Source organism: Pseudomonas sp. SORGH_AS_0199 (assembly GCF_031453735.1).
Lineage (GTDB): Bacteria > Pseudomonadota > Gammaproteobacteria > Pseudomonadales > Pseudomonadaceae > Chryseomonas > Chryseomonas aestiva.
In genome coordinates this window covers 4,092,035-4,116,977 of sequence record NZ_JAVJAE010000001.1, presented here as the reverse complement: position 1 = coordinate 4,116,977, position 24,943 = coordinate 4,092,035, and the positions used below count along the sequence as shown (strand labels likewise).

General features: G+C 66.6%; 23 protein-coding genes. 12 read left to right on the top strand and 11 right to left on the bottom strand.

Annotated elements, in window-relative coordinates; translation table 11 throughout:
• Positions 1-55 precede the first annotated feature (55 nt).
• The gene (gene prpD, locus QE444_RS19290; RefSeq protein ID WP_263259490.1) at positions 56-1,540 is read left to right on the top strand and encodes a 2-methylcitrate dehydratase; all 1,485 of its coding nucleotides are present in this window, start codon (positions 56-58) and stop codon (positions 1,538-1,540) included.
• A 115-nt stretch (positions 1,541-1,655) separates the two neighbouring features.
• On the opposite strand, the gene QE444_RS19285 is transcribed toward prpD, so the two are convergent.
• The 5 genes from QE444_RS19285 to QE444_RS19265 all read right to left on the bottom strand — a co-directional run bounded on the left by QE444_RS19285 (position 1,656) and on the right by QE444_RS19265 (position 7,272).
• The gene (locus QE444_RS19285) at positions 1,656-1,985 is read right to left on the bottom strand and encodes a hypothetical protein (protein WP_187979988.1); all 330 of its coding nucleotides are present in this window, start codon (positions 1,983-1,985) and stop codon (positions 1,656-1,658) included.
• Between the two features lie 26 nt (positions 1,986-2,011).
• Positions 2,012-3,607: an isocitrate lyase gene (locus QE444_RS19280; RefSeq protein ID WP_263259492.1), complete on the bottom strand. Its 1,596-nt coding sequence runs from the start codon at positions 3,605-3,607 to the stop codon at positions 2,012-2,014.
• Between the two features lie 595 nt (positions 3,608-4,202).
• Complete coding sequence (locus QE444_RS19275) at positions 4,203-6,236, bottom strand: methyl-accepting chemotaxis protein (protein WP_309740987.1); 2,034 nt, start codon at positions 6,234-6,236, stop codon at positions 4,203-4,205.
• 237 nt (positions 6,237-6,473) lie between these two features.
• On the bottom strand, positions 6,474-6,896 hold the full coding sequence (locus QE444_RS19270) for a GFA family protein (RefSeq protein ID WP_263259780.1): 423 nt from the start codon (positions 6,894-6,896) through the stop codon (positions 6,474-6,476).
• Between the two features lie 94 nt (positions 6,897-6,990).
• Positions 6,991-7,272 (bottom strand): peptidylprolyl isomerase, encoded by a 282-nt coding sequence (locus QE444_RS19265; RefSeq protein WP_133862742.1) that lies wholly within the window; start codon positions 7,270-7,272, stop codon positions 6,991-6,993.
• A 153-nt stretch (positions 7,273-7,425) separates the two neighbouring features.
• Here QE444_RS19265 and QE444_RS19260 point away from each other — a divergent pair, with 153 nt between their 5' ends.
• Positions 7,426-8,274, top strand: coding sequence for a CAP domain-containing protein (locus tag QE444_RS19260; RefSeq protein WP_263259782.1), 849 nt, complete (start codon positions 7,426-7,428; stop codon positions 8,272-8,274).
• On the opposite strand, the gene QE444_RS19255 is transcribed toward QE444_RS19260, so the two are convergent.
• Together QE444_RS19255 and QE444_RS19250 are read right to left on the bottom strand one after the other, a co-directional pair.
• Positions 8,271-8,651, bottom strand: coding sequence for a VOC family protein (locus QE444_RS19255; RefSeq protein ID WP_178083934.1), 381 nt, complete (start codon positions 8,649-8,651; stop codon positions 8,271-8,273). The two genes, QE444_RS19260 and QE444_RS19255, sit on opposite strands and share 4 nt — an antisense overlap.
• 61 nt (positions 8,652-8,712) lie before the next feature.
• A complete protein-coding gene (locus QE444_RS19250) occupies positions 8,713-9,048 on the bottom strand; it encodes a DUF305 domain-containing protein (RefSeq protein ID WP_263259784.1) in 336 nt (111 codons plus the stop codon).
• Between the two features lie 416 nt (positions 9,049-9,464).
• Between QE444_RS19250 and QE444_RS19245 the strand changes: the two genes are divergently transcribed.
• A complete protein-coding gene (locus QE444_RS19245) occupies positions 9,465-10,655 on the top strand; it encodes a sugar transporter (RefSeq protein WP_183628990.1) in 1,191 nt (396 codons plus the stop codon).
• Between the two features lie 157 nt (positions 10,656-10,812).
• Positions 10,813-11,280 carry a DUF4442 domain-containing protein gene (locus tag QE444_RS19240; RefSeq protein ID WP_187979981.1) on the top strand — a complete coding sequence of 156 codons (468 nt, stop codon included), beginning with the start codon at positions 10,813-10,815 and terminating at the stop codon, positions 11,278-11,280.
• 247 nt (positions 11,281-11,527) lie between these two features.
• On the opposite strand, the gene QE444_RS19235 is transcribed toward QE444_RS19240, so the two are convergent.
• A complete protein-coding gene (locus tag QE444_RS19235; RefSeq protein ID WP_263259787.1) occupies positions 11,528-13,927 on the bottom strand; it encodes a DEAD/DEAH box helicase in 2,400 nt (799 codons plus the stop codon).
• Positions 13,928-14,107: 180 nt separating this feature from the next.
• Here QE444_RS19235 and QE444_RS19230 point away from each other — a divergent pair, with 180 nt between their 5' ends.
• The 3 genes from QE444_RS19230 (at position 14,108) to QE444_RS19220 (ending at position 16,668) form a co-directional block, all read left to right on the top strand.
• A complete protein-coding gene (locus QE444_RS19230; RefSeq protein WP_263259789.1) occupies positions 14,108-15,469 on the top strand; it encodes a sodium:proton antiporter in 1,362 nt (453 codons plus the stop codon).
• Positions 15,470-15,498: 29 nt separating this feature from the next.
• Complete coding sequence (locus tag QE444_RS19225) at positions 15,499-16,125, top strand: hemolysin III family protein (protein ID WP_133863286.1); 627 nt, start codon at positions 15,499-15,501, stop codon at positions 16,123-16,125.
• 144 nt (positions 16,126-16,269) lie between these two features.
• On the top strand, positions 16,270-16,668 hold the full coding sequence (locus QE444_RS19220) for a septal ring lytic transglycosylase RlpA family protein (RefSeq protein WP_263259791.1): 399 nt from the start codon (positions 16,270-16,272) through the stop codon (positions 16,666-16,668).
• Between the two features lie 6 nt (positions 16,669-16,674).
• On the opposite strand, the gene QE444_RS19215 is transcribed toward QE444_RS19220, so the two are convergent.
• Positions 16,675-17,691, bottom strand: a complete 1,017-nt coding sequence (locus QE444_RS19215; protein WP_263259792.1) for a diguanylate cyclase — start codon at positions 17,689-17,691, stop codon at positions 16,675-16,677.
• A 245-nt stretch (positions 17,692-17,936) separates the two neighbouring features.
• On the opposite strand from QE444_RS19215, the gene QE444_RS19210 reads away from it, so the two are divergent.
• A complete protein-coding gene (locus QE444_RS19210; protein WP_263259793.1) occupies positions 17,937-18,569 on the top strand; it encodes a DJ-1/PfpI family protein in 633 nt (210 codons plus the stop codon).
• Positions 18,563-19,186 (top strand): glutathione S-transferase family protein, encoded by a 624-nt coding sequence (locus QE444_RS19205; protein ID WP_263259794.1) that lies wholly within the window; start codon positions 18,563-18,565, stop codon positions 19,184-19,186. The genes QE444_RS19210 and QE444_RS19205 overlap by 7 nt, the downstream gene beginning before the upstream one ends.
• Before the next feature lie 15 nt (positions 19,187-19,201).
• Here QE444_RS19205 and QE444_RS19200 read toward each other — a convergent pair whose 3' ends face one another.
• A complete protein-coding gene (locus QE444_RS19200; protein ID WP_187979975.1) occupies positions 19,202-20,062 on the bottom strand; it encodes an ion transporter in 861 nt (286 codons plus the stop codon).
• A 72-nt stretch (positions 20,063-20,134) separates the two neighbouring features.
• On the bottom strand, positions 20,135-21,121 hold the full coding sequence (locus QE444_RS19195) for a LysR family transcriptional regulator (RefSeq protein WP_263259795.1): 987 nt from the start codon (positions 21,119-21,121) through the stop codon (positions 20,135-20,137).
• A gap of 239 nt (positions 21,122-21,360) precedes the next feature.
• Between QE444_RS19195 and QE444_RS19190 the strand changes: the two genes are divergently transcribed.
• From QE444_RS19190 to QE444_RS19180, 3 genes are read left to right on the top strand one after another with little or no spacing between them, the layout of a single operon-like run.
• Positions 21,361-22,656 carry an MFS transporter gene (locus QE444_RS19190; protein WP_263259797.1) on the top strand — a complete coding sequence of 432 codons (1,296 nt, stop codon included), beginning with the start codon at positions 21,361-21,363 and terminating at the stop codon, positions 22,654-22,656.
• Positions 22,657-22,672: 16 nt separating this feature from the next.
• Positions 22,673-23,902, top strand: coding sequence for a Zn-dependent hydrolase (locus QE444_RS19185; protein WP_263259808.1), 1,230 nt, complete (start codon positions 22,673-22,675; stop codon positions 23,900-23,902).
• 1 nt (position 23,903) lies between these two features.
• Entirely contained in the window at positions 23,904-24,926 is a 1,023-nt protein-coding gene (locus tag QE444_RS19180; RefSeq protein WP_309740959.1) for a histone deacetylase family protein, read from the top strand.
• Positions 24,927-24,943 lie beyond the last annotated feature (17 nt).

Here is a 24,943-nt window from a genome sequence, read left to right as displayed (position 1 = left end):
CAATCCCCTGTACGAGCGGCCCATGGCCGCGATAGACGCGATATAAGGAAAATTCATGAGCGCCAACGTCGATCTCAACAACCGACCCGATTACGACCAGGTCATCCAGGACCTGGCCGATTACGTGCTGACCTACCAGGTCACCTCCCGCGAGGCCCTGGACACCGCCCGCAACTGCCTGATGGACACCCTCGGCTGCGGCCTGCTGTCCCTGCGCTTCCCCGAGTGCACCAAGCTGCTCGGCCCCCAGGTGGAGGGCACCGTGGTGCCCCAGGGCGCGCGAGTGCCGGGCACCAGCTATCGCCTGGACCCGGTTAAGGCGGCCTGGGACATCGGCTGCATCATTCGCTGGCTGGACTACAACGACACCTGGCTGGCCGCCGAGTGGGGCCATCCTTCCGACAACCTCGGTGCCATCCTGGCGGTGGCCGACCACCTCTCCCAGCGCCGCGTGGCCCAGGGCGAAGCCCCCCTGACCATGCGCCAGGTGCTGGAAGCCATGGTCATGGCCCACGAGATCCAGGGCGTCTTCGCCCTGGAAAACTCCTTCAACCGTGTCGGTCTCGACCACGTCTTCCTGGTCAAGCTGGCCTCCACCGCGGTCAGCGCCAAGCTGATGGGCGCCAACCGCGAGCAACTGCTGGCGGCGCTGTCCCACGCCTTCGTCGATGGCCAGGCGCTGCGCACCTATCGCCATGCGCCCAATGCCGGCAGCCGCAAGTCCTGGGCCGCCGGTGACGCCTCCAGCCGCGGCGTGCGCCTGGCCGACATCGCCCTGCGCGGCGAGATGGGCATTCCCGGCGTGCTCAGCGCACCCCAGTGGGGCTTCTACGACGTGCTCTTCAGCCACACCAACAAGGACCTGGCCACCAAGCCGGCCGACCAGCGCCAGTTCAGCTTTCCCCAGGCCTTTGGCAGCTACGTGATGGAACACGTGCTGTTCAAGATCAGCTTCCCGGCGGAATTCCATGCCCAGACCGCCGCCGAGGCCGCGGTGATCCTGCATCCCCAGGTGCGCGATCGCGTCGATCAGATCGAGAGGATCGTGGTGACCACCCACGAATCGGCCATCCGTATCATCTCCAAGCAGGGCCCCATGGCCAATGCCGCCGACCGCGACCACTGCCTGCAGTACATGATCGCCGTACCGCTGCTGTTCGGCGACCTGGTCGCCGAGCATTACGAGGATGCCTTCCACCAGGCCCATCCGCGCATCGACCAGCTGCGCGAGAAGATGGAGATCGTCGAGGACGAGCGCTACAGCCGCGAGTACCTGGAAGCCGACAAGCGTTCCATCGCCAACGCCCTGCAGGTGTTCTTCACCGACGGCAGCAGCACCGAGAAGATCGCCGTGGAATATCCCATCGGTCATCGCCGTCGCCGCGAGGAGGGCATTCCGCTGCTGGAGCGCAAATTCCAGAGCAACCTGGCGACGCGCTTCCCGGCCGCTCGCTGCGCCCAGATCTTCGAGCTGTGCAAGGACCAGGCGGGACTGGAAGCCACTCCGGTGCATCGCTTCGTCGATCTGTTCGTTCTATGAAGAGAAGAGGTGACTCGCATGGCCCTGCAGGGCCATGCAGGATCAGGCGAGTCACCTCATAGGTGGGGCAGGGCGCGCCGGGTGGTCAATCACCCGGCGCGCCCTTTTTTCATGGCTAGCAGTAGCGATCCACATAGGCCGGCTGCTGCTGCCGACCGGCCAGGCGCCAGTGCTCCTGCAGGGCGGCGTGGACGCTCCTGATGAAGTTGTCGTCCGCCGCGGCCGACTTGCCGACGTAGCCGCCGCCCTTGTTGTAGGTCTTGAAGCGGATGCGCAGGCTGGGATGGCGCTCCTCGAACTGCTCGGGCGTCTCGCCGCCGGGCAGGCGGTCGACGTGCACCGCGCCGCTCTCGCAGACCCAGAGGATGTGGGTGTGGTTCTTGTCCTTGAGCCGGCCGAACAGTTGCTTGAGATCGTCCAGGCTGGGGTTGTCGTTCAGGTTCATGAGCGTGTCCTCCGCAGTGGCCGTGATCAATGGAACTGGTTCATGGTGTTGTCCTTGCCCGCCGCCTTGAGCGCGGCCTCCCCGGCAAAGTATTCCTTGTGGTCGTCGCCCATGTCCGAGCCGGCCATGTTCTGGTGCTTGACGCAGGCGATGCCCTGGCGGATCTCCTGGCGCTGCACGCCCTTGACGTAGGCCAGCATGCCTTCCTCGGCGAAGTAGCCCTTGGCCAGGTTGTCGGTGGACAGGGCCGCGGTGTGGTAGGTGGGCAGGGTGATCAGGTGGTGGAAGATGCCCGCTTCCCGCGCCGCATCGCGCTGGAAGCTCTGGATCCGCGCATCGGCTAGACGCCCCAGTTCGGTATCGTCGTAGTCCACGCTCATCAGCTTGGCGCGGTCGTAGGCGGACACGTCCTTGCCTTCGGCCTGCAGGGCGTCGAATACCTGCTGACGGAAACTCAGGGTCCAGTTGAAGGAGGGGCTGTTGTTGTAGACCAGCTTGGCGTTGGGCACGACTTCGCGGATGCGGTCGACCATGGCCTTGATCTGGCCGACGTGGGGCTTCTCGGTCTCGATCCACAGCAGGTCGGCGCCGTTCTGCAGCGAGGTGATGCAGTCCAGCACCACCCGGTCCACGCCGCTGCCGGCACGGAACTGGAACAGGCCGCTGGCCAGACGCTTGGGCCGCAGCAGCTTGCCGTCGCGGCTGATCAGCACCTCGCCGTTGCCGAGCTGGCTGGCATCCACCTCATCGCAGTCGAGGAAGCCGTTGTACTGGTCGCCCAGGTCGCCCGGCTGCTTGCTCACGGCGATCTGCTTGGTCAGGCCGGCGCCCAGGGAATCGGTACGGGCGACGATGACGCCCTCGTCCACGCCCAGCTCCAGAAAGGCGTAGCGCACCGCGTTGATCTTGGCCAGGAAGTCCTCGTGGGGCACCGTGACCTTGCCGTCCTGGTGGCCGCACTGCTTCTCGTCGGAGACCTGGTTTTCCAGCTGGATGCAGCAGGCGCCGGCCTCGATCATCTTCTTGGCCAGCAGGTAGGTGGCCTCGGCGTTGCCAAAGCCGGCGTCGATGTCGGCGATGATCGGCACCACGTGGGTCTCGTAGTTGTCGATCTTCGCCTGGATGGCGGCGGCCTTGGCGTTCTCGTCGGCGGCGCGGGCGGCGTCCAGGTCGCGGAACAGCATGGCCAGCTCGCGGGCGTCGGCCTGGCGCAGGAAGGTGTAGAGCTCTTCGATCAGCGCCGGCACGCTGGTCTTCTCGTGCATGGATTGATCCGGCAGCGGGCCGAATTCCGAACGCAGCGCGGCGATCATCCAGCCCGACAGATAGAGGTAGCGGCCTTTCGTGCTGCCCAGGTGCTTCTTGATGGCGATCAGCTTCTGCTGCCCGATGAAACCGTGCCAGCAGCCCAGCGACTGGGTGTAGGCGCTGCTGTCGGCGTCGTAGGCGGCCATGTCCCGGCGCATGATGGCCGCGCAGTGGCGGGCGATGTCGAGACCGGTCTTGAAGCGATTCTGCAGGCGCATCCTCGCTGCGTATTCCGGATTGATGGCGCTCCAGTGATTGCCGGTGCTGTTCTTGAGGGCGGCGATGGCCTGAACGTCGTTCTCGTAAGCGGACATGAGTCGATCCTTCTCGATGAGGTTGGCTTGGGTACCAGTCTTTTCCCAACGTCCGGCAGCGGGATGGCGGTTGCCATCCGGATGCCGGTCGCGAAGGCGAAAGGTCAGCCCAGCTGTCGAGTCATGTCGCCGTACGTACCTGCATGGATCCGGACGTCACCTCTGGCGACGCTGCCTCGAGCAGCGCGGCATTTCAGTCGTCTTCTTTTGTAGTGCCTCTTGAGCATCACTACGCAAGACGGCCCGAGGGTCACCCGGAGCCCAGGCGCGACCCGCATGAATAGGGGGTTCGCGTCCGGTGCAGCTAGAGATTTACAGGAGATCAGGCCGTCGTCAATCGAGTTTTGTAGTGCTTTCGTATAGTCACTACAAAAGTCGTAGACGCGACTGGGAGCGGGTTTGGGGCGTCTATTGCTGACTCATGGGTCGCTGGCAGGGGCAAAATGGGGGTGCAAGCCACGGCGCTGGCCGTGACCCTGCGGTCACTCGGAAGGTGATCCGGCGCCCACCGGTATCTGCCCCTGGTGAGGGGCAGATACGGGGGCGGCGGGTGCGACTTGCCGGTCAGTGCCGACGAACGGTAAGTCCCTGCGGCCTAGGACGACGTGGCGGCGGTGAGGCCGGTGAGGGTATCGGCGATGTCCTTGGTACGATGAGAGGTCTGGGCGGTGAGCCGCCCGGATTCGCGCAGGACGGCGAGCAACTCCTGCAGCGAGCCCACGTCCTCGGCCTGGCCGGCGATATGGGCGCCGACGTCGCTGATGGCGCGGGACAGCTGGTCGATGTCGCCGCCGATCTCGGCGGCGTTCTTGTGAGTGATGGCCGCCAGGTTGCGCACCTCGTCGGCCACCACCGCGAAGCCGCGACCGCTCTCGCCGGCGCGCGCCGCCTCGATGGCCGCGTTGAGCGCCAGCAGGTTGGTCTGGCCGGCGATCTGCTGGATCACCTGGACGATGGACTGGATGCGCAGACTCGACTGGCTCAGTTCGTTGGCGCTGCGCACCACGTCCTCGGCCTGTTCGGTGAGGTGCTGCACGGTGCTGTCGGCCTGGCGGGTGACCTCGCCCTGCTGCAGGATGTTGCCCGCCAGATCGTCCATGCTGCTGTGCAGTTCGCCGGAGTAGTGCCGCAGCTGTTCGCCGATCTCCTGGCGACTCTGGTGGGCCTGGCGCAGGACCTGACCCAGATCGGCGAGGCCGCCGAACACCGCCTGGATGGAGTCGTCGAGGCCCTGGGCATCCACCACGCCGGTGAAGTTCTGCCGCTTGAATTCGTTGATCTGATTGACCACCACCTGGCTCAGGCCGGCCAGCTTCTTGATCTGCCGGCGCAGGAAGAAGGCCTTGAACTCGCCGTAGTGGGCGGCGAAGTTGTCGACGTAGTCGTCGCGGAAGGGCGCGCCTTCGGGGGTGCGGAAAAAGAACACCGCGGTGAGCGTCTGGTTGAGATTCAGGCCAAGGATCTCGCCAAAGGTGGAGAAGCCCACCACTGGCGTCTGGCCGAACACCTCGCCCATGCGCGGCAGCTCGGCGCCATTGTTGGCGCGGCGCAGGATGCAGTCGTTGAGCACGCCCACCAGCGGGGTGCCGCTCTTGCCCTGCAGGAAGCGCGCGAAGTCCTGGCGGGTGGCGTCCACCAGCGAGGTGCGCTTAACCATCACCAGCTCTTCGCCGGGCGCCACGTCGCAAAACAGATGGATGCGCTCGCGCGCGTAGTCGATGCGGGCGATGGAGCGGACGAACAGCTCCTCGCCCACGCGGATCGCGAAGGAATAATCCGCCAGGCGCTGCTCCAGCTGTTCGGCGCGGCAGCTCAGGGCCTCGCAGAGGGCCGCCACCATGCTCTTGATCTGGCCGCGGCTGTCGACCACCTGGCTGATGTAGCGCTCTTCCAGGGAGGCGGTGAGGACACTGAGGCTGAGCGGCGTGGCGCTGAAATTCTGGCTCTTGAACACCCCGAAGCGGGTGTTCCTGGCCATCTTCAGAAAGACCAGCTGGGCATGGTTTTCATAGGCCTGGCGGCCATCGTGCAGCAGCGTCTGGCGGAAGTCGCCCTTGCCGCCGGCGGAGCCGCCGACGAACAGGCAGGGGAAGCGGCCGGACTCGTACAGTGCCTCCATGAAGAAGGATTCCGAGGCGGACAGGCCGTCGAACAGCACGAAGGCCAGGGTATCGCGGTGATCGATGGGCGTGCGCACCTGCAGGCGCTTGAGCGACTCGGTCAGGCGGGCAAGGCGTTCCTTCATGCTGCGCCGCGGTCCGCCGCGGCGGATGTCTTCGCTGTCCAGCGGGACGTGCACCACCTCGGCCGAGGCGATGACCGAGGCGTCGAAGAATTGCAGCACCAGCCGGTCCCAGGCGCCGTCGGCGGCGCAATACAGGCGCTGCTCGCTGCCACAGAGTTCGCCGGAGGTGGTGCACAGGCTGATGGACGCCGCGGGGAAGCGTCCGGCCAGTTGCCGGGCAATGGCGTCCAGGTCCAGGTGCGGCGAGACGAAGCCGGCGATGTAGGTGGGCTTGAGGGCGACGCCGCCGAGGCGGTCGCCCAATTCGCGAGCGGAGCAGGTCAGGCTGAACACGCCGCTACCGCCCTGGCGGGCACGCGCGCCGAAGCGTTGCAGAAACCCCATGATTGTTCCTCTTGTCTGGCAGGCTGGGAAAGGGAGCTCACCCAGGCATCGGCGCGTTTGGCGGCGGCTTGATAGGGGTGTGCGCCCAGGCCGCAGGCACGCGGGCAGGGTGGCTCAGGGGTGGGAAAGGGAAGGGGGCTCTGGCACGAGCCTTGGCGCGCTAAGCGCCTTGCCTGGAGACGCCCGGGGTCAGCCGACCAGCGGTCATGGCTGGCGCCCGGGGGCGAACCCGGGCAGCTAGTCCCGGTTGTCGTGCTCGGCCAAGGCTTCGGTCCCGGTCAACTGGCGGCGCGAGTGCGTGAAGCAGTACCAGGCCGGCTTTTCCTCGATGAAGATTTCGCTGTCCAGCAACCAGTCCGCGCCTTCGAGCAGGCCGACCGGGATGGCGTAGTGCGGTTCGGCCTTGAGGCGGTAGAACAGGTGGGTGCCGCAGTTGCGACAGAAGCCGCGCTCGGCCCAGGCGGACGAGGCATGGACGGTCAGGGCGTCGCCGCCACCGATCACCGGCGGCTGGGCGCATTCCACCGCCAGCAGCGGGCCACCGCTCCAGCGGCGACAGGTCCGGCAATGGCAGGCCGAAACGGCGAGGGTATCAAGGCGACAATCCAGCTGAACAGCGCCGCACAGGCACTGGCCGTGACGTTCGAGGGGCAGGGGCATGGCGCTATCCTCGGGAGGCAGGAAGTCTGCAGGATAGTCGTTTGGAGGCAGGGCGGGGAGGGTGCTCCCGCCTTCAGCGGGAGCACCGGCGCGATCAATCCTCGCGGCTGGTGACTTCCACCAGGTGATAGCCGAACTGGGTCTTTACCGGACCCTGGACCTGGTGCAGCGGCGCGCTGAACACCACGGTGTCGAATTCCTTGACCATCTGGCCCGGGCGGAAGGTGCCCAGGTCGCCGCCCTGGCGGCTGGAGGGGCAGCTGGAATTGTCCTTGGCCACCTGGGCGAAGTCGGCGCCCCCTTCGATGGCGGCTTTGAGTTCGTTGCACTTGGCTTCGTCGGAAACCAGGATGTGGCGGGCAGAGGCTTTGGCCATGGGAGAGACTCCTGTTGAATGAGCCGGCGAGCCTACCCCAATCACCCCTGCAAGCAAACTGCCATCCGTTCCTCGGTTGGCCAGGCGGCTGGCTTGCGCCTCGCGTTCAGGCCGGGTACATAGCGCTTCCCTGTTTTCCGGATCCGCTCGCGCATGCCTCGTCTATCTGTCTTTTCCCTGTTGCTGACTACCGGCCTGCTGGCCCAGGCCGCCCTGGCCGCGACGCCCGAGGAGGCGCGGCTGGTCAGCCTGATCAACGCCTATCGCGCCGTGCCCCAGGGCTGCCCCGGCACCCGCGCCGCGGCGCCCCTCGCCGCCGACGGTCGCCTGGCGGCGGTGCGCCTGACCGGTCGTGATCGGCTGCAGAGCGATCTGCGCGCCGCGGGTTATCAGGCGTCCGCGGTGCAGGTGATCATGCTGGCAGGCGCGCCGACCGCCCAAGCGGCCATGGCCGGGCTGCGCCAGCAGTATTGCCGACCGCTGGCCAGCAGTGACTATGCGCAGATCGGGGTGAGTCAGCAGGGACCGCGCTGGCAACTGGTGCTGGCGCGGCCGGTGGTGAGCGCCGGCCTGGGCGACTGGCAGACCGCCGGCAAGGCGGTGCTCGCCGAGGTCAATCGCGCCCGGGCCCAGGCGCGCACCTGCGGCACCCGCCGCTTTGCCGCCACCACGCCGTTGCGCTGGAATCCGGCGCTGGCCAATGCCGCCCTGGCCCACAGCCAGGACATGGCCGGGCGCGACTACTTCTCCCACACCGCCCCCGGTGGCGGCACCGTGGCCGAGCGGGTAGCCAGGCAGGGTTACGGCTGGACCCGCATCGGCGAGAACATCGCCGCCGGCGCCGGTTCGGTCACCCAGGCGATGCAGGGCTGGCTGGCGAGTCCGGGCCACTGCGCCAATCTGATGAATCCGGAATTCACCGAAATGGGCGCGGCCTATGCCCTGAATCCGCGCAGCACCCACAGCCTCTACTGGACCCAGGTGTTTGGCCGGCCGCGCTAGGTCGGGTATTCGGCGATCTCGATCAGGTTGAGGTCGGGATCGCGCACATAGACCGAGCGAATCGGTCCGGTGGCGCCGGTGCGCGCCACCGGACCCTCGATGATCGGCCAGCCTTCGTGCTGCAGATGGGCGATCACTCGCTCCAGCGGCTCACGGGCGATGAAGCAGAGGTCGAGGGCGCCCGGCACCGGCAGGTGGGCCTTGGGTTCGAATTCGTGCCCCCGCTCGTGCAGATTGATCTTCTGGTTGCCATAGCGCAGCGCCTTGCGCCCCGCGCCGAATGTCTCCAGGCGCATACCCAGCACCCGGGTGTAGAAATCCTCGCAGGCGGCGAGGTCCGTGGTGGTCAGGACCAGATGATCCAGATGGTCGATCAGCATGGTGGTCTCCGTGTCGGGACTGGCAGCTCACTGTGCCAGTCCCGGACGCGGCGCACCATCACTTGTCGTGGGCCTTGATCCAGCGGTTGAGCTGGTCGATTTCCTTCTGCTGGGCCTGGATGATGTCTTCGGCCAGCTTGCGCATCTCCGGGTCCTTGCCGTGCTGGAGCTGGTAGCGAGCCATGTCGACGGCGCCCTCGTGGTGGGCCAGCATGCCCTTGGCGAAGGCCAGGTCCGGGTCCTTGGCCTTGAGGCCTTCTTCCATGCCCTGGTGCATGGTCTCCATGCTCTTCTGCATGTCCTGGTGGGCCGGGTGCTGGGTCTCGGCGGCCTGGGCGACGCCGCCCGCCAGCAAGGTGAGGGCGAGCAGGGTGGAGGTAAGGGTAATACGCATGTTCAGAGCTCCTGACTGGGCTGATGACGCGAGGCTAGAGCTTGCCCCTGGGGCAAGGTCAATGACCCGCTGCCTTTCGCCAACAGCTTGAGCCGGGCAAAAGGTTTCGCGATGTTTTGTCGCAGCGACGGGCAGCTGCCAGGCCGGTTACTAGGCGAAAAAGCGCCGCCGATCAGGCAGTTGGGTACTCTGGACCGCCAATTGCGGCAGCCGGGCGCAACTGCGGGTGGTTGTGAGGGTCCGAATCGACAGCGTAGAATTTTTACCACATCCAATTCCAATCCCTACCTACAGCAGACTTCTCGCTCGCGAACAGGCGTCGCAGGCGGGCCAAGCCTTTGCTCGTGGGTTTTCGTCGTCGGCTTTCTGCCTGGAAGTCGCTGTCCACCCTTTCGCTCTGGAGTAGAAGACCCCCCATGGATGCTACCGCCGAAGCCCGGAAATCCAGCTGGTCCGGTGTCATCGCCCTGGCCCTGGCCGCCTTCATCTTCAACACCACGGAATTCGTCCCGGTGGCGCTGCTCAGCGACATCGGCCGCAGTTTCGACATGCGTCCCTCGCAGGTCGGGTTGATGCTGACCATCTATGCCTGGGTGGTCGCCCTGATGTCGCTGCCGATGATGCTCGCCACCCGCTCCATCGAGCGGCGCCGCCTGCTGATGTTCGTCTTCATTGTTTTCATCGCCTGCCACGGCCTCTCCGGGGTGGCCTGGAGCTTCGAGGTGCTGGTGGCCAGCCGCATCGGCATCGCCTTTGCCCATGCGGTGTTCTGGTCGATCACCGCCTCGCTGGCGGTGCGCATCGCCCCGGCCGGCAAGCAGACCCAGGCGCTCGGCCTGCTGGCCACCGGCACCTGCCTGGCCATGGTGCTGGGCATTCCACTGGGTCGGGTACTGGGCGAGTTGCTGGGCTGGCGCTACACCTTCGTCGCCATCGCGGCGCTGGCGGTGGGCACGGTCCTGTGGCTGGCGCGCAACCTGCCGCTGCTGCCCAGCGAGAACTCCGGTTCCCTGGCCAGCCTGCCGGTGCTGTTCAAGCGCCCCGCGCTGCTGTGCATCTACTTGCTCACCACCCTGGTGGTGACCGCCCACTTCACCGGCTACAGCTACATCGAGCCCTTCGCCGTGGAAGTGGCGGGCATGGGCGGCATGCAGATCACCGCCTTGCTGCTGCTGTTCGGCGGTTCCGGCGTCATAGGTTCGCTGCTGTTCAGCCGCTACAGCCTGAGATTCCCCAATGGCTTCCTGGTTGCGGCCATCGCCGGCATCGCCCTGTCGCTGCTGTTGCTGCTGCCCTTCGCCTGGAAGAGCTTCATGCTGGAAGGGCTGAGCGTGGTCTGGGGCATCGCCATCATGAGTTTCGGCCTGGCGCTGCAATCCAAGGTGCTGGCCCTGGCCAAGGACGCCACCGACGTTGCCATGGCGCTGTTCTCCGGCATCTACAACGTCGGCATCGGTGGCGGCGCCCTGCTGGGCAGCGTGGTGGGGACCCATGTCGGCATGCCCTACATCGGCCTGGTGGGTGGCAGCCTGGCGGTGGCCGGCCTGCTGTTCGCGATCTTCATGACGCGGCGCTACACCGAGCAGCTCAACGCCAACCCGCTGTAAGGCCCGCGGGCGCCTCCTCGGCGAGGCGCCCCGGCCACGCGACCCGGGGGTCGCGAACTGTCTGCCGCGCCGCGTCCGCCAGTCGTGGAGCAGCCCGGGACGAAGCGCTAAGCTGCGGACACCTGGCGCTCCGGCCAGGCTGCCGGATGCGCTCGCCATGAATCGACTGCTGTTCAATCTCTTCGTCTGGACCAAGGTGCCCATCGCCAAGATCGCCGGCCTGCGCCTGCGGCACCTGGACGATGCCGGCTGCCAGATGCAGGTCACCCATGGCTGGCTGAACCAGAATCCCTTCAAGAGCATGTTCTGGGCGGTGGAGGGCATGGCGGCGGAATTTTCCACCGGCATCCTCGCCGACCGGCACATTCGCCGTTCCGGCAGCCGCTACGCCATGCTGGTGGTGGCCATGAGCGCGACCTTCAGCAAGAAGGCCGTGGGCACCCTCGTCTTTCGCTGCGACCAGGGCGCGGCCATCGCCGCAGCGCTGGTGCGCGCCCGGGAGACCGGCGAGCCGCAGCAGGTCGAGCTGCGAAGCGTAGGCACCGACGAAAGCGGTGAGCAGGTGTCGGAGTTCTTCTTTACCTGGAGCTTCAAGGCGCGGGTGCCGCTAGGGACGTCCCGGTAGGAGCGACTGTCTTTATCGCGGCCACTCCTATAGGAATATCCGTTTCACGTAGGAGCGGCCCATGGCCGCGATCGGCAGCGTGATCCACGGGCAGGATGCTTCGAGGGGTGGATAAGGCTTCGCCGTTATCCACCCTACGCGGTTGATCGCGGCCATGGGCCGCTCCTACGGTTACCATGGTACCTGTGGCAGGCGGACCGCCATGGCCGCGATTGGTAGCGTGACCCCCTGTGGCTTTCCGCGCCGCCTAACGCCCGAAGCGCCCACTGCGCCGCTCGCCCCGTCCCTGGCGACGCTCGCCCTTGCCTTTGCCCTGACCCTTTTCCTGGCCGCGTGGCCGCCGCCGGCGCGACAACTCCCGGGTGATGGCGTCGTTGAGCAGGTCGCGATGGTCCTGGCCGCGTTCCAGCGCCGGAAACAGCTCGGGCAGGCTGCGCGACAGGTGCAGATAGGTCTCCACCACGTGCAGGGCGCTTTCCAGCCCGGCGAGATCGGTGCCCATGGGGATGCGCGGCAGGTCCACCGGCTCGCCACGGGCGACGCTGCGCAGCCAGCGCTGGGCCTGGCCGCTGGCCGGGCCTTCCAGGCCGCCGCGGATCGGCGTGCAGGCGAAGATCCAGCGCAGCTGGAAATCGATGCCGGGCAGGTCGATCAGCTTGATCCACTCGGCCAGCTCGTCGGGCAGTACCGAGACGAAGGCGTCGCCATAGTTGATGTTGCGATTGAAGGTCAGCCAGGTGCGCAGCAGGCTGGGCTCTTCCATGAACTCGGACAGCGCGCGCAGGTGCTCCAGACTCGGCCGCACCTGGAACTGGTGCAGGTCAACCGGATCGTCCGGACTGTGGAACAGCCGCTTGATGTTGCGCAGCACATGGGGTTCCAGCGCGGTGATCTCGCCTTCGGCATGGTGACCGAAGCGCCCGGCGCGCCCGCCGATCTGCTTGACCTCCTGCACCCGCAGTGGACGATTCTCCACCCCGTCAAATTTCTCGTCGGTGTAGAAGCACAGGGTGTGGGCCGGCAGGTTGAGGCCCATGCCCACCGCATCGGTGGCGACCATGATCTCGGTCTCGCCTTCGCGGAAGCGGCGTGCCTGCTCCCGGCGCACTTCCGGCGAGAGGGCGCCGTAGACCACCGAGACCCGGCGGCCGGCCATCTCCAGCAGGCCCTTGAGTTCCAGCACTACCCGCCGGCTGAAGGCCACCAGCAGCGAACCCGGTTCCAGGCGTTCCAGGGTGGTGGCGTGGCGCGCCACCGTGACCGGTGACAGGCGCTTGGTAGGCTTGATCTCCAGACGGTCCTCGCACAGGGCGCTGAGGGTGCGCAGCGAGGGTTCGATCAGCGCCGGACCGGTCATCAGCAGGCGTTTGGTGTGGGCACTGACCAGGGCATCGACCCAGGCCCAGCCGCGCTGCGGATCGGCCAGCATCTGCACCTCGTCGACCACCACCACCTCCCACTGCTGGCGGCGGAAGCGGGCGAATTCCTCGACGGTGCAGCAGAAGTGGGTGGCGCCCGGACGGATGATCTCCTCCTCGCCGGTGACCAGCGAGCAGGGTACGCCGAGGGATTCCAGGCGCTCCTGGTTTTCCAGGGCCATCAGCCGCAGCGGCGAGAGGTAGATGGCATGGGTCACCGCCGCCATGGCCTCGATGGATCTGTGGGTCTTGCCGCTGTTGGTGGGGCCGAGCAGGGCGGTCCAGGTGCGGGTCAGCCGCCGGGCCGGATAGTTCTGGTGGTACTGGCCGAAGCGCGGGTTGTTTTCCAGCAGCACGGCGAAGGCCATCTTCTCGCGCTGCTGGGCCACCGCATGGCGCAGGGCGCGGCGCAGCTTGTCGGCTTCCAGGCGCATCAGCTCCTGCAGACGCGGCGTGCCCAGCTGGTGCAGGTCGAAGTCCAGGGCGTCGGCTTCGCCCACCAGCACGGCGAAACGCTCGCGCAGGTCCCTCTCGGCTTCGGCCCTGAGCGCGGCGACATCGGCAGCGCCGAGCAGGCGGCCCTGGTTGGCCGCCAGCCGCCGGGGGATCTCCAGGCGAATGTCGTCGTGGGTCAGGACCACGTTGAATCTCAGTTCGTGGCGCGTCTCGTTGAGCACCTCCACCGCCCGCGGCAGGAAGTCGTCCAGACGGATCAGCGCCTGGGGCACCCGCTCCAGCACCCGCTGGCGATCCTCGTCGGCCATCTCGGCGAAGGGCACCGCCAGGAGGCCCAGACGCTCGCGCACAGCGTCACCCAGGCGCTCGCCGACCGCGGCGGCGAAGGCTTCGGCGCAAGCGCTGTCAGCCAGATTGAGCGCCCAGTGGGGTTCGAGCAGTTCGCTTGCCGCGCCGCCGGTAAAGAGCTTTTCACTGCCGAAGACATCCACCGGATAGCCGAAGGTCTTGCCGGCATTGAGCAGCGCCTGGCCCAGCAGGCTGTCGGGATCGGGCGCGCTGCCTGCAGCCACCGCGGCGGCTTCGTCCAGACCCAGCCAGAAGGCCTTGGCGATCCGCCCCAGGTGCGGCAGGGGATAACCCGAATAGGGCTTGAACCAGAGTTCCTGGTGCTGTTGCCTGGCGACGAAGTCGGGATGGGTGCGGCCGGCCCAGTCGAGGAAGCGCTGCAGGCGTTCGAGGCGGCGTTGCTTGCGGAGGCGGTGATCGCTCATGCGAGGAGAGATTTTCCTTGGGGACTATAGGGCATGGGACCCCGGCGATGGGCACGGGGTCACGGCTGCGCGCGCCATTCGGCAGATAGGGGGCACCGTGGCTGCGTTTGCGCAGTCTCCATCACAAGGGTGGCGTTCGCCACCCGCTCTCCTTCTTCTGTTCTGGATCACGCTACCCACATGACATTTCTCGTCTGGGTCGGGGTATTGGGATCGCTGTTGATGATCCTGGCCCTGACATCCGCCTATCTGCGCTGGCTGCCGGTCACCACCTCGGTGGTCTGTCTGGCCTTCGGCATGCTGATCAGTCCCATCGGCCTGGGGCTCGCCGAGGTCAACTTCCAGGAGTCGGCGACCTGGATCGGTCACCTCACCGAGGTGGCCGTGCTCTTTTCGCTGTTCGTCAGCGGCCTCAAGCTGCGCCTGTCCTTTCATCGCTCGTCCTGGCACGGCGCCTACCTGCTGGCCGGTCCGGTGATGATCCTCAGCATCGCCGGGGTCTGCCTGGTGGCCCACTATCTGCTCGGCCTGCCCTGGGGCGTGGCCCTGCTGATCGGCGCCATTCTCGCGCCCACCGATCCGGTGCTGGCCGGGCTGGTGCAGGTCAACCATGCCCAGGATTTCGACCGGGTGCGCTTCGGTCTCTCCGGCGAGGCGGGCCTCAACGACGGCACCGCCTTTCCCTTCGTGCTGCTCGGCCTGCTGCTCCTGCAGCATGGCGAACTGCAGTGGGGCTGGACCCTGGAGTGGTTCCTCAAGAATGTGGTCTGGGGCGTGCCGGCGGGCCTGCTGCTGGGCTATTTCATGGGCAAGGGGGTCGGACGGCTGATGATCTTCCTGCGCACCCGGCATGGCGACAGCACCATCTCGCCCAATGACTTTCTCGCCCTGGCGCTGATCGCCCTGTCCTATGTGCTGGCCGACGAGATCGGCGCCTTCGGCTTTCTCGCGGTGTTCGCCGCCGGCCTGGGCCTGCGCCAGGCCGAGGTGCAGACCTCCGGCCATGCGGAAGTGCCTTCCGAGCACCTGGCGCAGCCGGTGATCGGTCATCTCACCGGCGCGCCGGAGCGCGCCACCGTCGCCAGCGCCGAGGACATCGAAGAGCCGCGGATGGCGGCCGGGGTGATGATGGGTGACATGCTCGCCTTCGGTAGCCTGGTGGAGCGCTCCTTCGAGGTGCTGCTGGTGACCCTGCTCGGAGTGGTGCTGATCACCCACTGGGACAGCCGCGCGCTGCTGCTGGGCGCCTTGCTGTTCGTGGTGATCCGCCCGCTGGGCGTGGCCACCATGCTGCCCTTCACGCGCATCGATCGCCACCAGGGTGCGCTGATCGGCTGGTTCGGCATCCGTGGCATCGGTAGCCTGTATTATCTGTGCTACGCGCTCACGCATCACGTCACGGCCGACTGGGCCGGGACCATCGTCGACCTGACCCTGTCGGTGGTGGCCTTGAGCATCGCGGTCCACGGGATTTCCATCCAGCCGCTGCTCGACCGCTACGAGCGCCTCACTGCCCGTCGCGAGGGCTCGGCGAGACCCTGAGCCCGTTTGCGACCCATACCGGAGGACGCATGTATCACGGCGAACGTCTCAATGCCTGGACCCATCTGGTCGGCGCCCTGCTGGCCCTGGCCGGCGCCATCACCCTGGTGGTGCTGGCCAGCCTGCAGGGCGATCCCTGGCGCATCGTCAGCGTGGCCATCTACGGAGTCGCGCTGGTGATCCTCTACAGCGTCTCGACCCTCTACCACAGCGTGAAGGGGCGCGCGAAACGCCTGCTGCAGAAGCTCGATCACCTGTCGATCTATCTGCTGATCGCCGGCAGCTACACGCCGTTTTGCCTGGTCACCCTGCGCGGGCCCTGGGGCTGGACGCTGTTCGGCATCGTCTGGGGCCTGGCGCTGATCGGCATGGCGCAGGAGCTCAAGCCGCGCTCGGAGGCGCGCATCCTGTCGCTGGTGATCTACGCCGTCATGGGCTGGATCGTGCTGGTGGCGGTGGGACCGCTGCTGGACCGCCTGGGCGGTGAAGGCTTCGCCTGGCTGGCGGCCGGCGGCGTGCTCTATACCGTGGGCATCCTCTTCTTCGTCTTCGACGATCGCTTCCGCCACTGGCATGGCATCTGGCATGGCTTCGTCATGGCCGGCAGCGCGCTGCACTTCGTCGCCATTCTCAGGTACGTGCTGCCGGCGCCCTAGGGCGGTCTTGAGGCGCTCGTCACAGATAGGATGGCCGCTGGCCATCCCTGGCGAACCTCCGGGGGACGCCCGGGTTCAGAGCTAGCTGAACCCGATCCCCGAGCGTTGCTTTCCCGAAAACGAAGAAAAAGAGGAAGGTGAAACGTGTTCATCCGTCCCAGATCCCTCGTATTGCTCCTGTTGCTCGCCTGCAGCGCCTGCCAGGAAAAGGATGCCAAGACCGTCGCCGCGCCAGTCAAGAAGGAAGCCAGCTTCGAACAGCGCGGCAAGGCCTCCTTCTATGCGCGCAAATTCCATGGCAAGGAAACCGCCAGTGGCGAGACCTTCAACAACAACGAGCTGGTCGCCGCTCACAAGACCCTGCCGCTTGGCACCCGGGTCAAGGTGACCAACCTGGAAAACGATCGCGCCGTGGTGGTGCGCATCAACGACCGCGGCCCCTATATCCGCGGCCGCATCATCGATCTTTCGCGCGCCGCTGCCCGGCGGGTGGACATGGTCGACGACGGCACCACCGCGGTGAAGGTGGAAAAGCTGGAGTAGCGACCCTCAACGGATCCAGACGGTCTGGTCCTTGCCCTGGCGCTTGGCCCGATAGAGCCCTTCGTCCGCCTGGCGCAGCAATTCGTTCAGCGACAGCTCCGGCGTGAGCCGTAGCGCCCCGGCACTGAAGCGGATACCCAGGGGCTCGGCTTCAGCCAGGCGCCTGCGCAGGGTTTCCAGCAGCTGACTGACTCGTGCCTCGTCGAGGTCGCGGATCAGCAGCCCGAATTCCTCGCCGCCCAGCCGGCCGCCCTGCAACCGCGGATCGAGCTGATCGAGTTGCCGCGCCGTGGCGAACAGCACCTGGTCACCGACCTGATGGCCATGGCGGTCGTTGATCTCCTTGAAGTTGTCGATGTCGAGCATGACGAAATGCCTGGGCGCCTGCCCGCTCTCGCCGCGGGCCGCGTCGACCCGCTCGAGGAGCTTGCGGCGGTTGGCGATTCCGGTGAGTTCATCGGTCTCCGCGAGAATCCGATAGCGCTCCTTGAGAATGAAGGTCCGCCGCATCCACTGGCTGTTGGCGTGGTTGTAGGCGATGCCGATGGCCAGGGTGGCGCCTACCAGCAAACCGACCAGTTGCACCGGCATGGCGGCGGGTATCAGCTGGGCCTGACCGGCGAAGAGGATGAAGGCGGCGCCGGCGAGGGTGGTCAGGTAGTGGGAGAGGCGATAGGTCAGGCCGCAGGTGCCCAGCACGACGACGATGGCGATGGGGAGATTCCAGTAGTGACCCACGGCGCCGCCATCCTGGATCTGGATGCGAAAGGCGAGGATGAGCGCCCAGATGTTGCCCGTGAAGGTCAGACTCATCATGCGCGCGCTGCGCGCCACGCTGAGCAGGGCGCTGATCCCTAGCAACAGCAGCATCAGCGCGAAATAGCGCGTCTTGTAGGGACTGCCGATCAGCGGATTGCTCCACAGGCTCAGCGGCCACATCGCCAGCATCAGGGGCTGCAACACCAGCAGGGGCGTGCGCAGCACCCGGCGGACATGCTGTTCATAGCGAATATCGTCGTCCATCGACATCTCGGAAAGGGATAGGGCCGCTGGACGATGGCAAATCGGCCGATGGCTCGGCCAGGGTGCGTCACTGTAATGTCTAAGTGCTAGTACTTCCAAGTAGGGCAGGGGTGCTATTGCCCGCCTTAGAGCGGTTTGTCGATGGCCGGCCTGACTGTATGGCCAGCCTGGCACGGCACTGTATCTGGCCGACGCCCGCCCGTGGAGCCGAGACTCTCGCTTCACCCCGCGCCCCTGGTAGCCCCATGCACCTTGCCATCCTCACCTTCGACGGCTTCAATGAACTGGACTCCCTGATCGCCCTGGGCCTCCTCAATCGCATCAAGCGTCCGGACTGGCGGGCTTCGCTGATGGCGCCGACCCCCTGCGTGACCTCCATGAACGGTGTTCGCCTGGAGCGTCAGGCCGGCTTCGACGAGCTGGCGGACTGCACCGCCGTGCTGGTGGGCAGTGGCAGCCGTACCCGGGAACTGGCGCGAGACGCCGCCCTGCTGGAACAGTTGGCGGTGCTCGACCCCGAACGCCAGCTGATCGGCGCCCAGTGCTCCGGCACCCTGTTGCTGGCGCGCCTCGGCCTGCTCGACGGTGTACCCGGCTGCACCGATCTCACCACCAGGCCCTGGGTGCAGGAAGCCGGCATCGAGGTGCTGGCGCAACCCTTCTTCGCCCACGGCAACCTGGCCACCGCCGGCGGCTGCCTGGCCTCCAGCTACCTGGCGGCCTGGGCCATCGCCCGGCTGCTGGGCCGCGAGGCCGCGGCCGAGGCGCTGCATTACGTGGCACCGGTGGGCGAGAAGGAGGACTATGTGCAGCGCGCGCTCGGCAATATCGAGCCCTATCTCAGCCATCCATCCCGGGAGGTCGCCTCGGCATGCTGAAAATTCTCGGTCGCGTCTCTTCGATCAACGTCCGCAAGGCGCTCTGGTGCCTCGACGAACTGGGCCTGGGCTATGAGCGCGAGGACTGGGGCGCCGGCTTTCGCTCGGCGCAATCCGCCGAGTACCTGCAGTGGAATCCCAATGGCCAGATCCCGGTCCTGCTGGATGGCGACTTCGTGCTCTGGGAATCCAACAGCATCCTGCGCTACCTGGCCAATGCCCATGGTGGCGAAGCGTTGTATCCCACCGCTCCGCGCGCCCGGGCGCGGGTCGATCAGTGGCTGGACTGGCAGGCCTGCGAACTCAATCCGGCCTGGAGCTACGCCTATCTGGCCCTGGTGAAGCAGCAACCAGCGGAACCCGATCCGCAGCGCCTGGCGCAAGGTGTCGCCGCCTGGAACGGGCGCATCGCCATTCTGGAAGCGCACCTGGCGCAGCACGGCCCCTATGTGGCCGGCGAACACTTCAGCCTGGCCGACATCGCCCTCGGCCTGTCGCTGCACCGCTGGCGGTGCACTCCGATCGAGCGCTTCGCGACGCCGGCAATCGCGGCCTATCTCGAACGTCTGGCCACGCGCCCGGCCTGGGCCTGCTATGCCAGCGACGCCACGCCCTGAGACGCAGCGTCCGGCCTAGTGGGCCGACTCCTCCGGCTGGCTCTTCTCAGTAGGAGGGAACAGCGGATTGCCGCAGCGATTGCAAAAGGAGGAGTCGGGCTCGTGGGTAGGCTTCTGGCAGCGTGGACAGTCGCGCTGTAGCGTGGCGCTGCGCATGGCGTTGGCCAGCTCCGCGGTAAAGATGCCGGTGGGCACGGCGATGATCGAATAACCGGTGATCATGATCATGCCCGCCAGGGTCTGGCCCAGCGCCGTCTTGGGCACCATGTCGCCGAAGCCCACGGTGGTCAGGGTCACCACCGCCCAGTAGATGCTGCGCGGGATGCTGGTAAAGCCGTTGGCCGGTCCTTCGATGACGTACATGAAGGTGCCGAACATGGTCACCAGGGTGCAGATGGCCAGCAGGAAGACGGTGATCTTCTGCCGGCTGCTGCTCAGCGCCACCATCAGGAAATCCGCCTGGCTCAGGTAGGGCGTCAGCTTGAGCACGCGGAACACCCGCATCATCCGCAGCACCCGGATGACGAGGAAATACTGGGCATCGGGCATCAGCAGGGCGATAAAGGCCGGCAGCACGGCCAGCAAATCGATGAAGCCATAGAAACTGGTGACGTACTGGCGCGGTCGGGGCGCGCAGATCACCCGCAGCAGGTATTCGATCGCGAAGAGACCGGTAAAGATCCATTCCAGTCCATAGAGCCAGCTGCCGTAGCGCAGATGGATGGCCTGGATGCTGTCCAGCATCACCACGCCCAGGCTGGCCATGATGACCGCCAGCAGCAGGGTGTCGAAGAGTCTTCCGGCCGGGGTGTAGGTGTGGAAGATGATGATGTACAGGCGCTCGCGCCAGGTGCCTGGGCGAGGGTAGGGATCCATGGGAGCTCCTTAGCAGGGATATCCAACGGATCAGCATAGCAAGACCCTTCCCGTGGACCGAGTGAAAGCGCCCTAGAGCCGCGCGGCCACCTCGGTGGTCGCCAGCAGATGCTGGAAGCCTTCCAGCAGCGCCGTTTCCGCCTGGGTCATGCGCTGCTCGCGGTGCCAGAGCAGGTGCACGTCGACATCGGCCACGCCTTCGCCGGGCGGCAGTCGCCAGAGTTGGCCGGCGGCCACGTCATCGGCCACTACATGCTGGGGCAGACAGCCGATGCCGTAACCGGCGCCGACCAGGCGGCGGATTTCTTCGAGGCTGGGTGAGGAAGCGACGATCCGTCCGGTGAAGCCCTGCTGATCGCGAAAGATGGTGAGCGGCGAGAGGCTGCCGCCAATCTGGTCGCTGGTGAAACTGACGAAGTTCTCGCCCTGCAGATCGGCCAGCGACAGGTCACTGCGCCCGAACAGGGGATGGCGACGTCCGCAGAAAAAGGCATAGCGCTGCTGCAACAGCACCCGTTGCTCCAGTTTTGGCTGAGGAATACGGCAGAGGGCGAGGCCCAGGGTCGCGGTCTTCTGCAGCAGGGAGCTGATGATGTCCGAGCTGCGCATCACGTCGATCACCAGTTCCACCCGCGGAAAGCGGCGGTGGAAGTCGGCGAGGAAGTCGTCGTAGCAGCGCGACTGGATACGGCTGATGGTGAGCATCCGCACCTTGCCCACCACGGTTTCCGTTGAGCGCTCCAGCGCAGCGCCGAGGCGGGAGACGTTGCCATAGAGGTCGCTGGCGATGCGGGCCACCTCTTCGCCGGCCTCGGTGAGGGCGAAGCGCGGCCCCCGGCGAATGATCAGCCCGCGATCGAGTTGTTCCTCCAGCCGTTTGAGAGCCTGGCTGACGGCTGGCTGAGTCAGGTGCAGCCGCGCGGCCGCACGACTCACGCTGCCCTCCTGAACGATCACCAGATAGGTGCGCAGGAGATTCCAGTCCAGCCGATCGTTGAGAAAACGCCGGCCGTCTGGCAAGGGCGCGGGGGAGAGCGGTTCATCCTGATTATTAGCCATGCTTATAGATAGGTATAAGAATTAGAAAATTGACTAATCTTAGCCTGCCAAGGGATAACGACGTCAAGGCGCCCTAGAACGCTCCTGCATTCTTCTCTCTCTCCTGCCCAACAAGAACGATATCCCCAGGAGTGCTGCGTCCATGTCTCCCTGACCGCCCCTGCCCATCGCTCTCCGTGCGTCCGGCCTTTGATCCGCCGCGCCGCTTCCTTTTCCGGCAGTCGATAGGAGCACCCTGCATGCCGTCCACCTCACCGCGTCGCCAACCCAGGCGCGCCGCCGCCGCTGCCTTCGTGGGCACCACCATCGAGTGGTACGACTACTACATCTTCGCCACCGCCGCCGCGCTGGTCTTCGGCCAGCTGTTCTTTCCCTCCGAAGACCGCTTGCTGAGCACCCTGGCCGCCTTCGGCACCTTCGCCGTGGGGTTCTTCGCCCGGCCATTGGGTGGCCTGGTCTTCGGCCATATCGGCGACCGCATCGGCCGCAAGAAATCCCTGATCGTCACCCTGCTGATGATGGGCGTGGTCACCGTGCTCATCGGCGTGCTACCCACCTACAGCCAGGCCGGCGTCTGGGCGCCGATCCTGCTGATCCTGCTGCGGGTGGTGCAGGGCATCGCCGTGGGTGGCGAATGGGGCGGCGCCGTGCTGATGGCCGGCGAGCATGCACCGGCCGGTCGACGGACCTTTTTCGCCTCCTTCGCCCAGTGGGGCAGCCCGGCCGGCCTGATCCTGTCGATCATCGCCTTTCGTAGCGTCACCAGCCTGCCGGAAGAGGATCTGCTCGACTGGGGCTGGCGCCTGCCGTTCCTGGCCAGCGCGCTGCTGCTGGTGGTCGGCCTGGCCATCCGCCTGGGCGTGGACGAGTCCCCCGAATTCGCCGAGATGAAGGAGCGCCAGGAAACGGCCAAGGCGCCGGCGGCCGAAGTGCTGCGCACCGCCTGGCGTCCGCTGCTGCTGTGCATCGGCGCCAATACCCTGGGCATCGCCGGAGTCTATTTCACCAACACCTTCATGCTCAGCTACACCACCCAGGTGCTGGAGTTGTCGCGCTCGCTGATCCTTGATTGCCTGCTGTTCGTCGCCCTCATCCAGTTCCTGGTCCAGCCGCTGGCCGCGCTGCTCGCCGAGCGTATGGGCAGCGCACGTTTCCTGCTGTTGATCGCGGCCCTGGCCATGGCCTCGCCCTATCCGATGTTCGTGCTGGTCAAGACCGGCTCGGCGCCGCTGATCGTGCTGGGAATCGCCCTGGCGGCCGCCTGCATGGCGTCCTTCTATGCGGTGATCGCCGGCTTCGTCAGTGGCGTCTTCGCTACCCGGGTGCGCTACACCGCCATCTCCATGGCCTACCAGGTCTGTGGCGCCATTGCCGGTGGCCTGACCCCCATGGTCGGCACCCTGCTGGCCCATCGCTTCACGGGCGAGTGGTGGCCGCTGGCGGTCTTCTATTCCCTGCTGGCCGGCCTGTCGCTGCTGTGCGTGGCGGCTCTGGCGCGCCGCCGGGAGGCCACCGCCCATGTCTCTCACGCCTGAGCACAAGGAATCCCGCATGTATAAAGTTGATGGCGAGCGCCTCTGGCAGAGTCTGGCGGCCATGGCCGAGGTCGGCCCGGGCGAGGCCGGGGGCAGCAGTCGCCTGGCCCTGAGCGAAGAAGATCGCCAGGGGCGGGCGCTGTTCAGCCAGTGGTGCGTGGCCGCCGGCCTCAGCCTGACGGTGGACCCCATCGGCAACCTGTTCGCCCGTCGTCCGGGGCTTGATGACCAGGCCGCGCCGGTGGTCATGGGCAGCCATCTGGACACCCAACCCAAGGGCGGTCGCTTCGATGGCGTCTATGGCGTGCTCGCCGGGCTGGAGGTGATGCGCAGCCTGAACGACGCGGACATCCAGACCGATCGACCCCTGGAACTCGCCGTCTGGACCAACGAGGAGGGTGCGCGCTTCACGCCGGCCATGCTGGGTTCCGCGGTCTTCACCGGGCAGTTGCCCCTGGCCGAGGCCCTGGCGACCTGCGACCGTGACGGCATCTCCGTGGCCACGAGTCTGGAACGCACCGGCTATGCCGGCGACCAGCCGTTGGGGCGGTCCTTCGATAGCTATTTCGAGGCCCATATCGAGCAGGGCCCGGTGCTTGAAGACGAAGGCCTGGCCGTGGGCGTGGTCACCGGGGGCCAGGCGATCTGCTGGCTCGACGTGTGCGTTCGCGGCACCGCGGCCCACGCCGGCACCACCCCCATGGCCAGGCGCCGGGATGCCCTGTTCGGCGTCGGCCGGATGCTGGCGGCGCTGGAGGATCTGGCTTTTCGCTTCGGTGACGGACTGGTCACCGTGGGGCAACTGGACGTGGCGCGCTCCTCGCGCAACACCATCGCCGGCGAGGTGCGCTTCACCCTGGACCTGCGTCACCCCCAGGACCAGACCCTGGCAGCGCTGGAAACCGCCGCACGCGATTGCCTGGCCGCCGTGGCCGACGAGCGCGGCTTGTCGCTGGACGTCCAGCGGCACTGGCTGAGCCCTGCCACCCCCTTTGCCGCCGACTGCGTCGGCGCCGTGCGCGAGGCGGTCCAGGCGCTGGGCTATCCCCACCGCGACATCATCAGCGGCGCCGGTCACGACGCCATCCACCTGGCCAGGCACTGCCCCACGGCGATGATCTTCATCCCCTGTGCCGGCGGCCTGAGCCACAACGAGGCCGAATCGGCCAGTTTCGATGACGTCCGCCGCGGCGCCGACGTCCTGTTCAATGCCGTGCTGGCCCGCGCGGGCCGTCAGGAGAGATGACATGAAGACCTTTTTCCATCCCGATCAGCGCCTGCATCATCCGCGCACCAGCTACCTGTCCCGTGGCCAGATGCGCACCCCCCAGGAAGTGCCGGCCCGCCTCGACGCCCTGCTGGCCGCGGTGGAGCGGCTGGGCTATCCCCTCGAACAGCCGGCGGATCACGGCCGCGCGCCGCTGCATGCCGTGCACGGCGAGGCCTATGTGACCTACCTGGAGAATGCCTATCGCGACTGGCACCAGGTGCCCGAAGACTGGGGTGACGAGGTGATGTCGAACATCTATGTCCGCGAGAACAACCCATTGCGTGGCATCCTTGGCCAGACCGCCCGCTACCTGGCGGACGGCAGTTGCCCGATCGGCGCCCAGACCTGGGCCGCCGTCTATGGCTCCGCCCAGAGCGCGGTGGCGGCGGCGCGCTGCGTACGTGACGGCGAGCCGGCCGCCTATGCGCTGTGTCGCCCGCCAGGCCACCATGCCCGGGCCGAGGCGGCTGGTGGTTTCTGCTACCTGAACGGAGCGGCCATCGCCGCCCAGGAGCTACGGACGCGCTTTGCCCGAGTCGCCATCCTGGATACCGACATGCACCACGGTCAGGGCATCCAGGAAATCTTCTACGAGCGCGACGACGTCTTTTACCTGTCGATCCACGGCGATCCGACCAACTTCTATCCGGTGGTGGCCGGCTTCGCCGACGAGCATGGCAGTGGGCAGGGCGAAGGCTGCAACCTCAACCTGCCGATGCCCCATGGCGCTTCCGAGGCCGACTTCTTCGCCCGGCTTGAGGAAGCCGAGGCGGCGCTACGGCAGTGGGCGCCGGACGTGCTGGTGCTGTCCCTCGGCTTCGACATCTACGAAAACGATCCTCAGTCCAAGGTGGCGGTGAGTCAGGCGGGATTCGGCGTGCTGGGCGAAAGGATCAAGGCCCTGGGACTGCCCACGGTGATCGTGCAGGAAGGGGGGTACGACCTGGACACCCTGAGCGACAACGCCGAGCGCTTCTTCCGCGGCTTCGACGGTCGCTGAAGCCTGGGCCGCCGGCA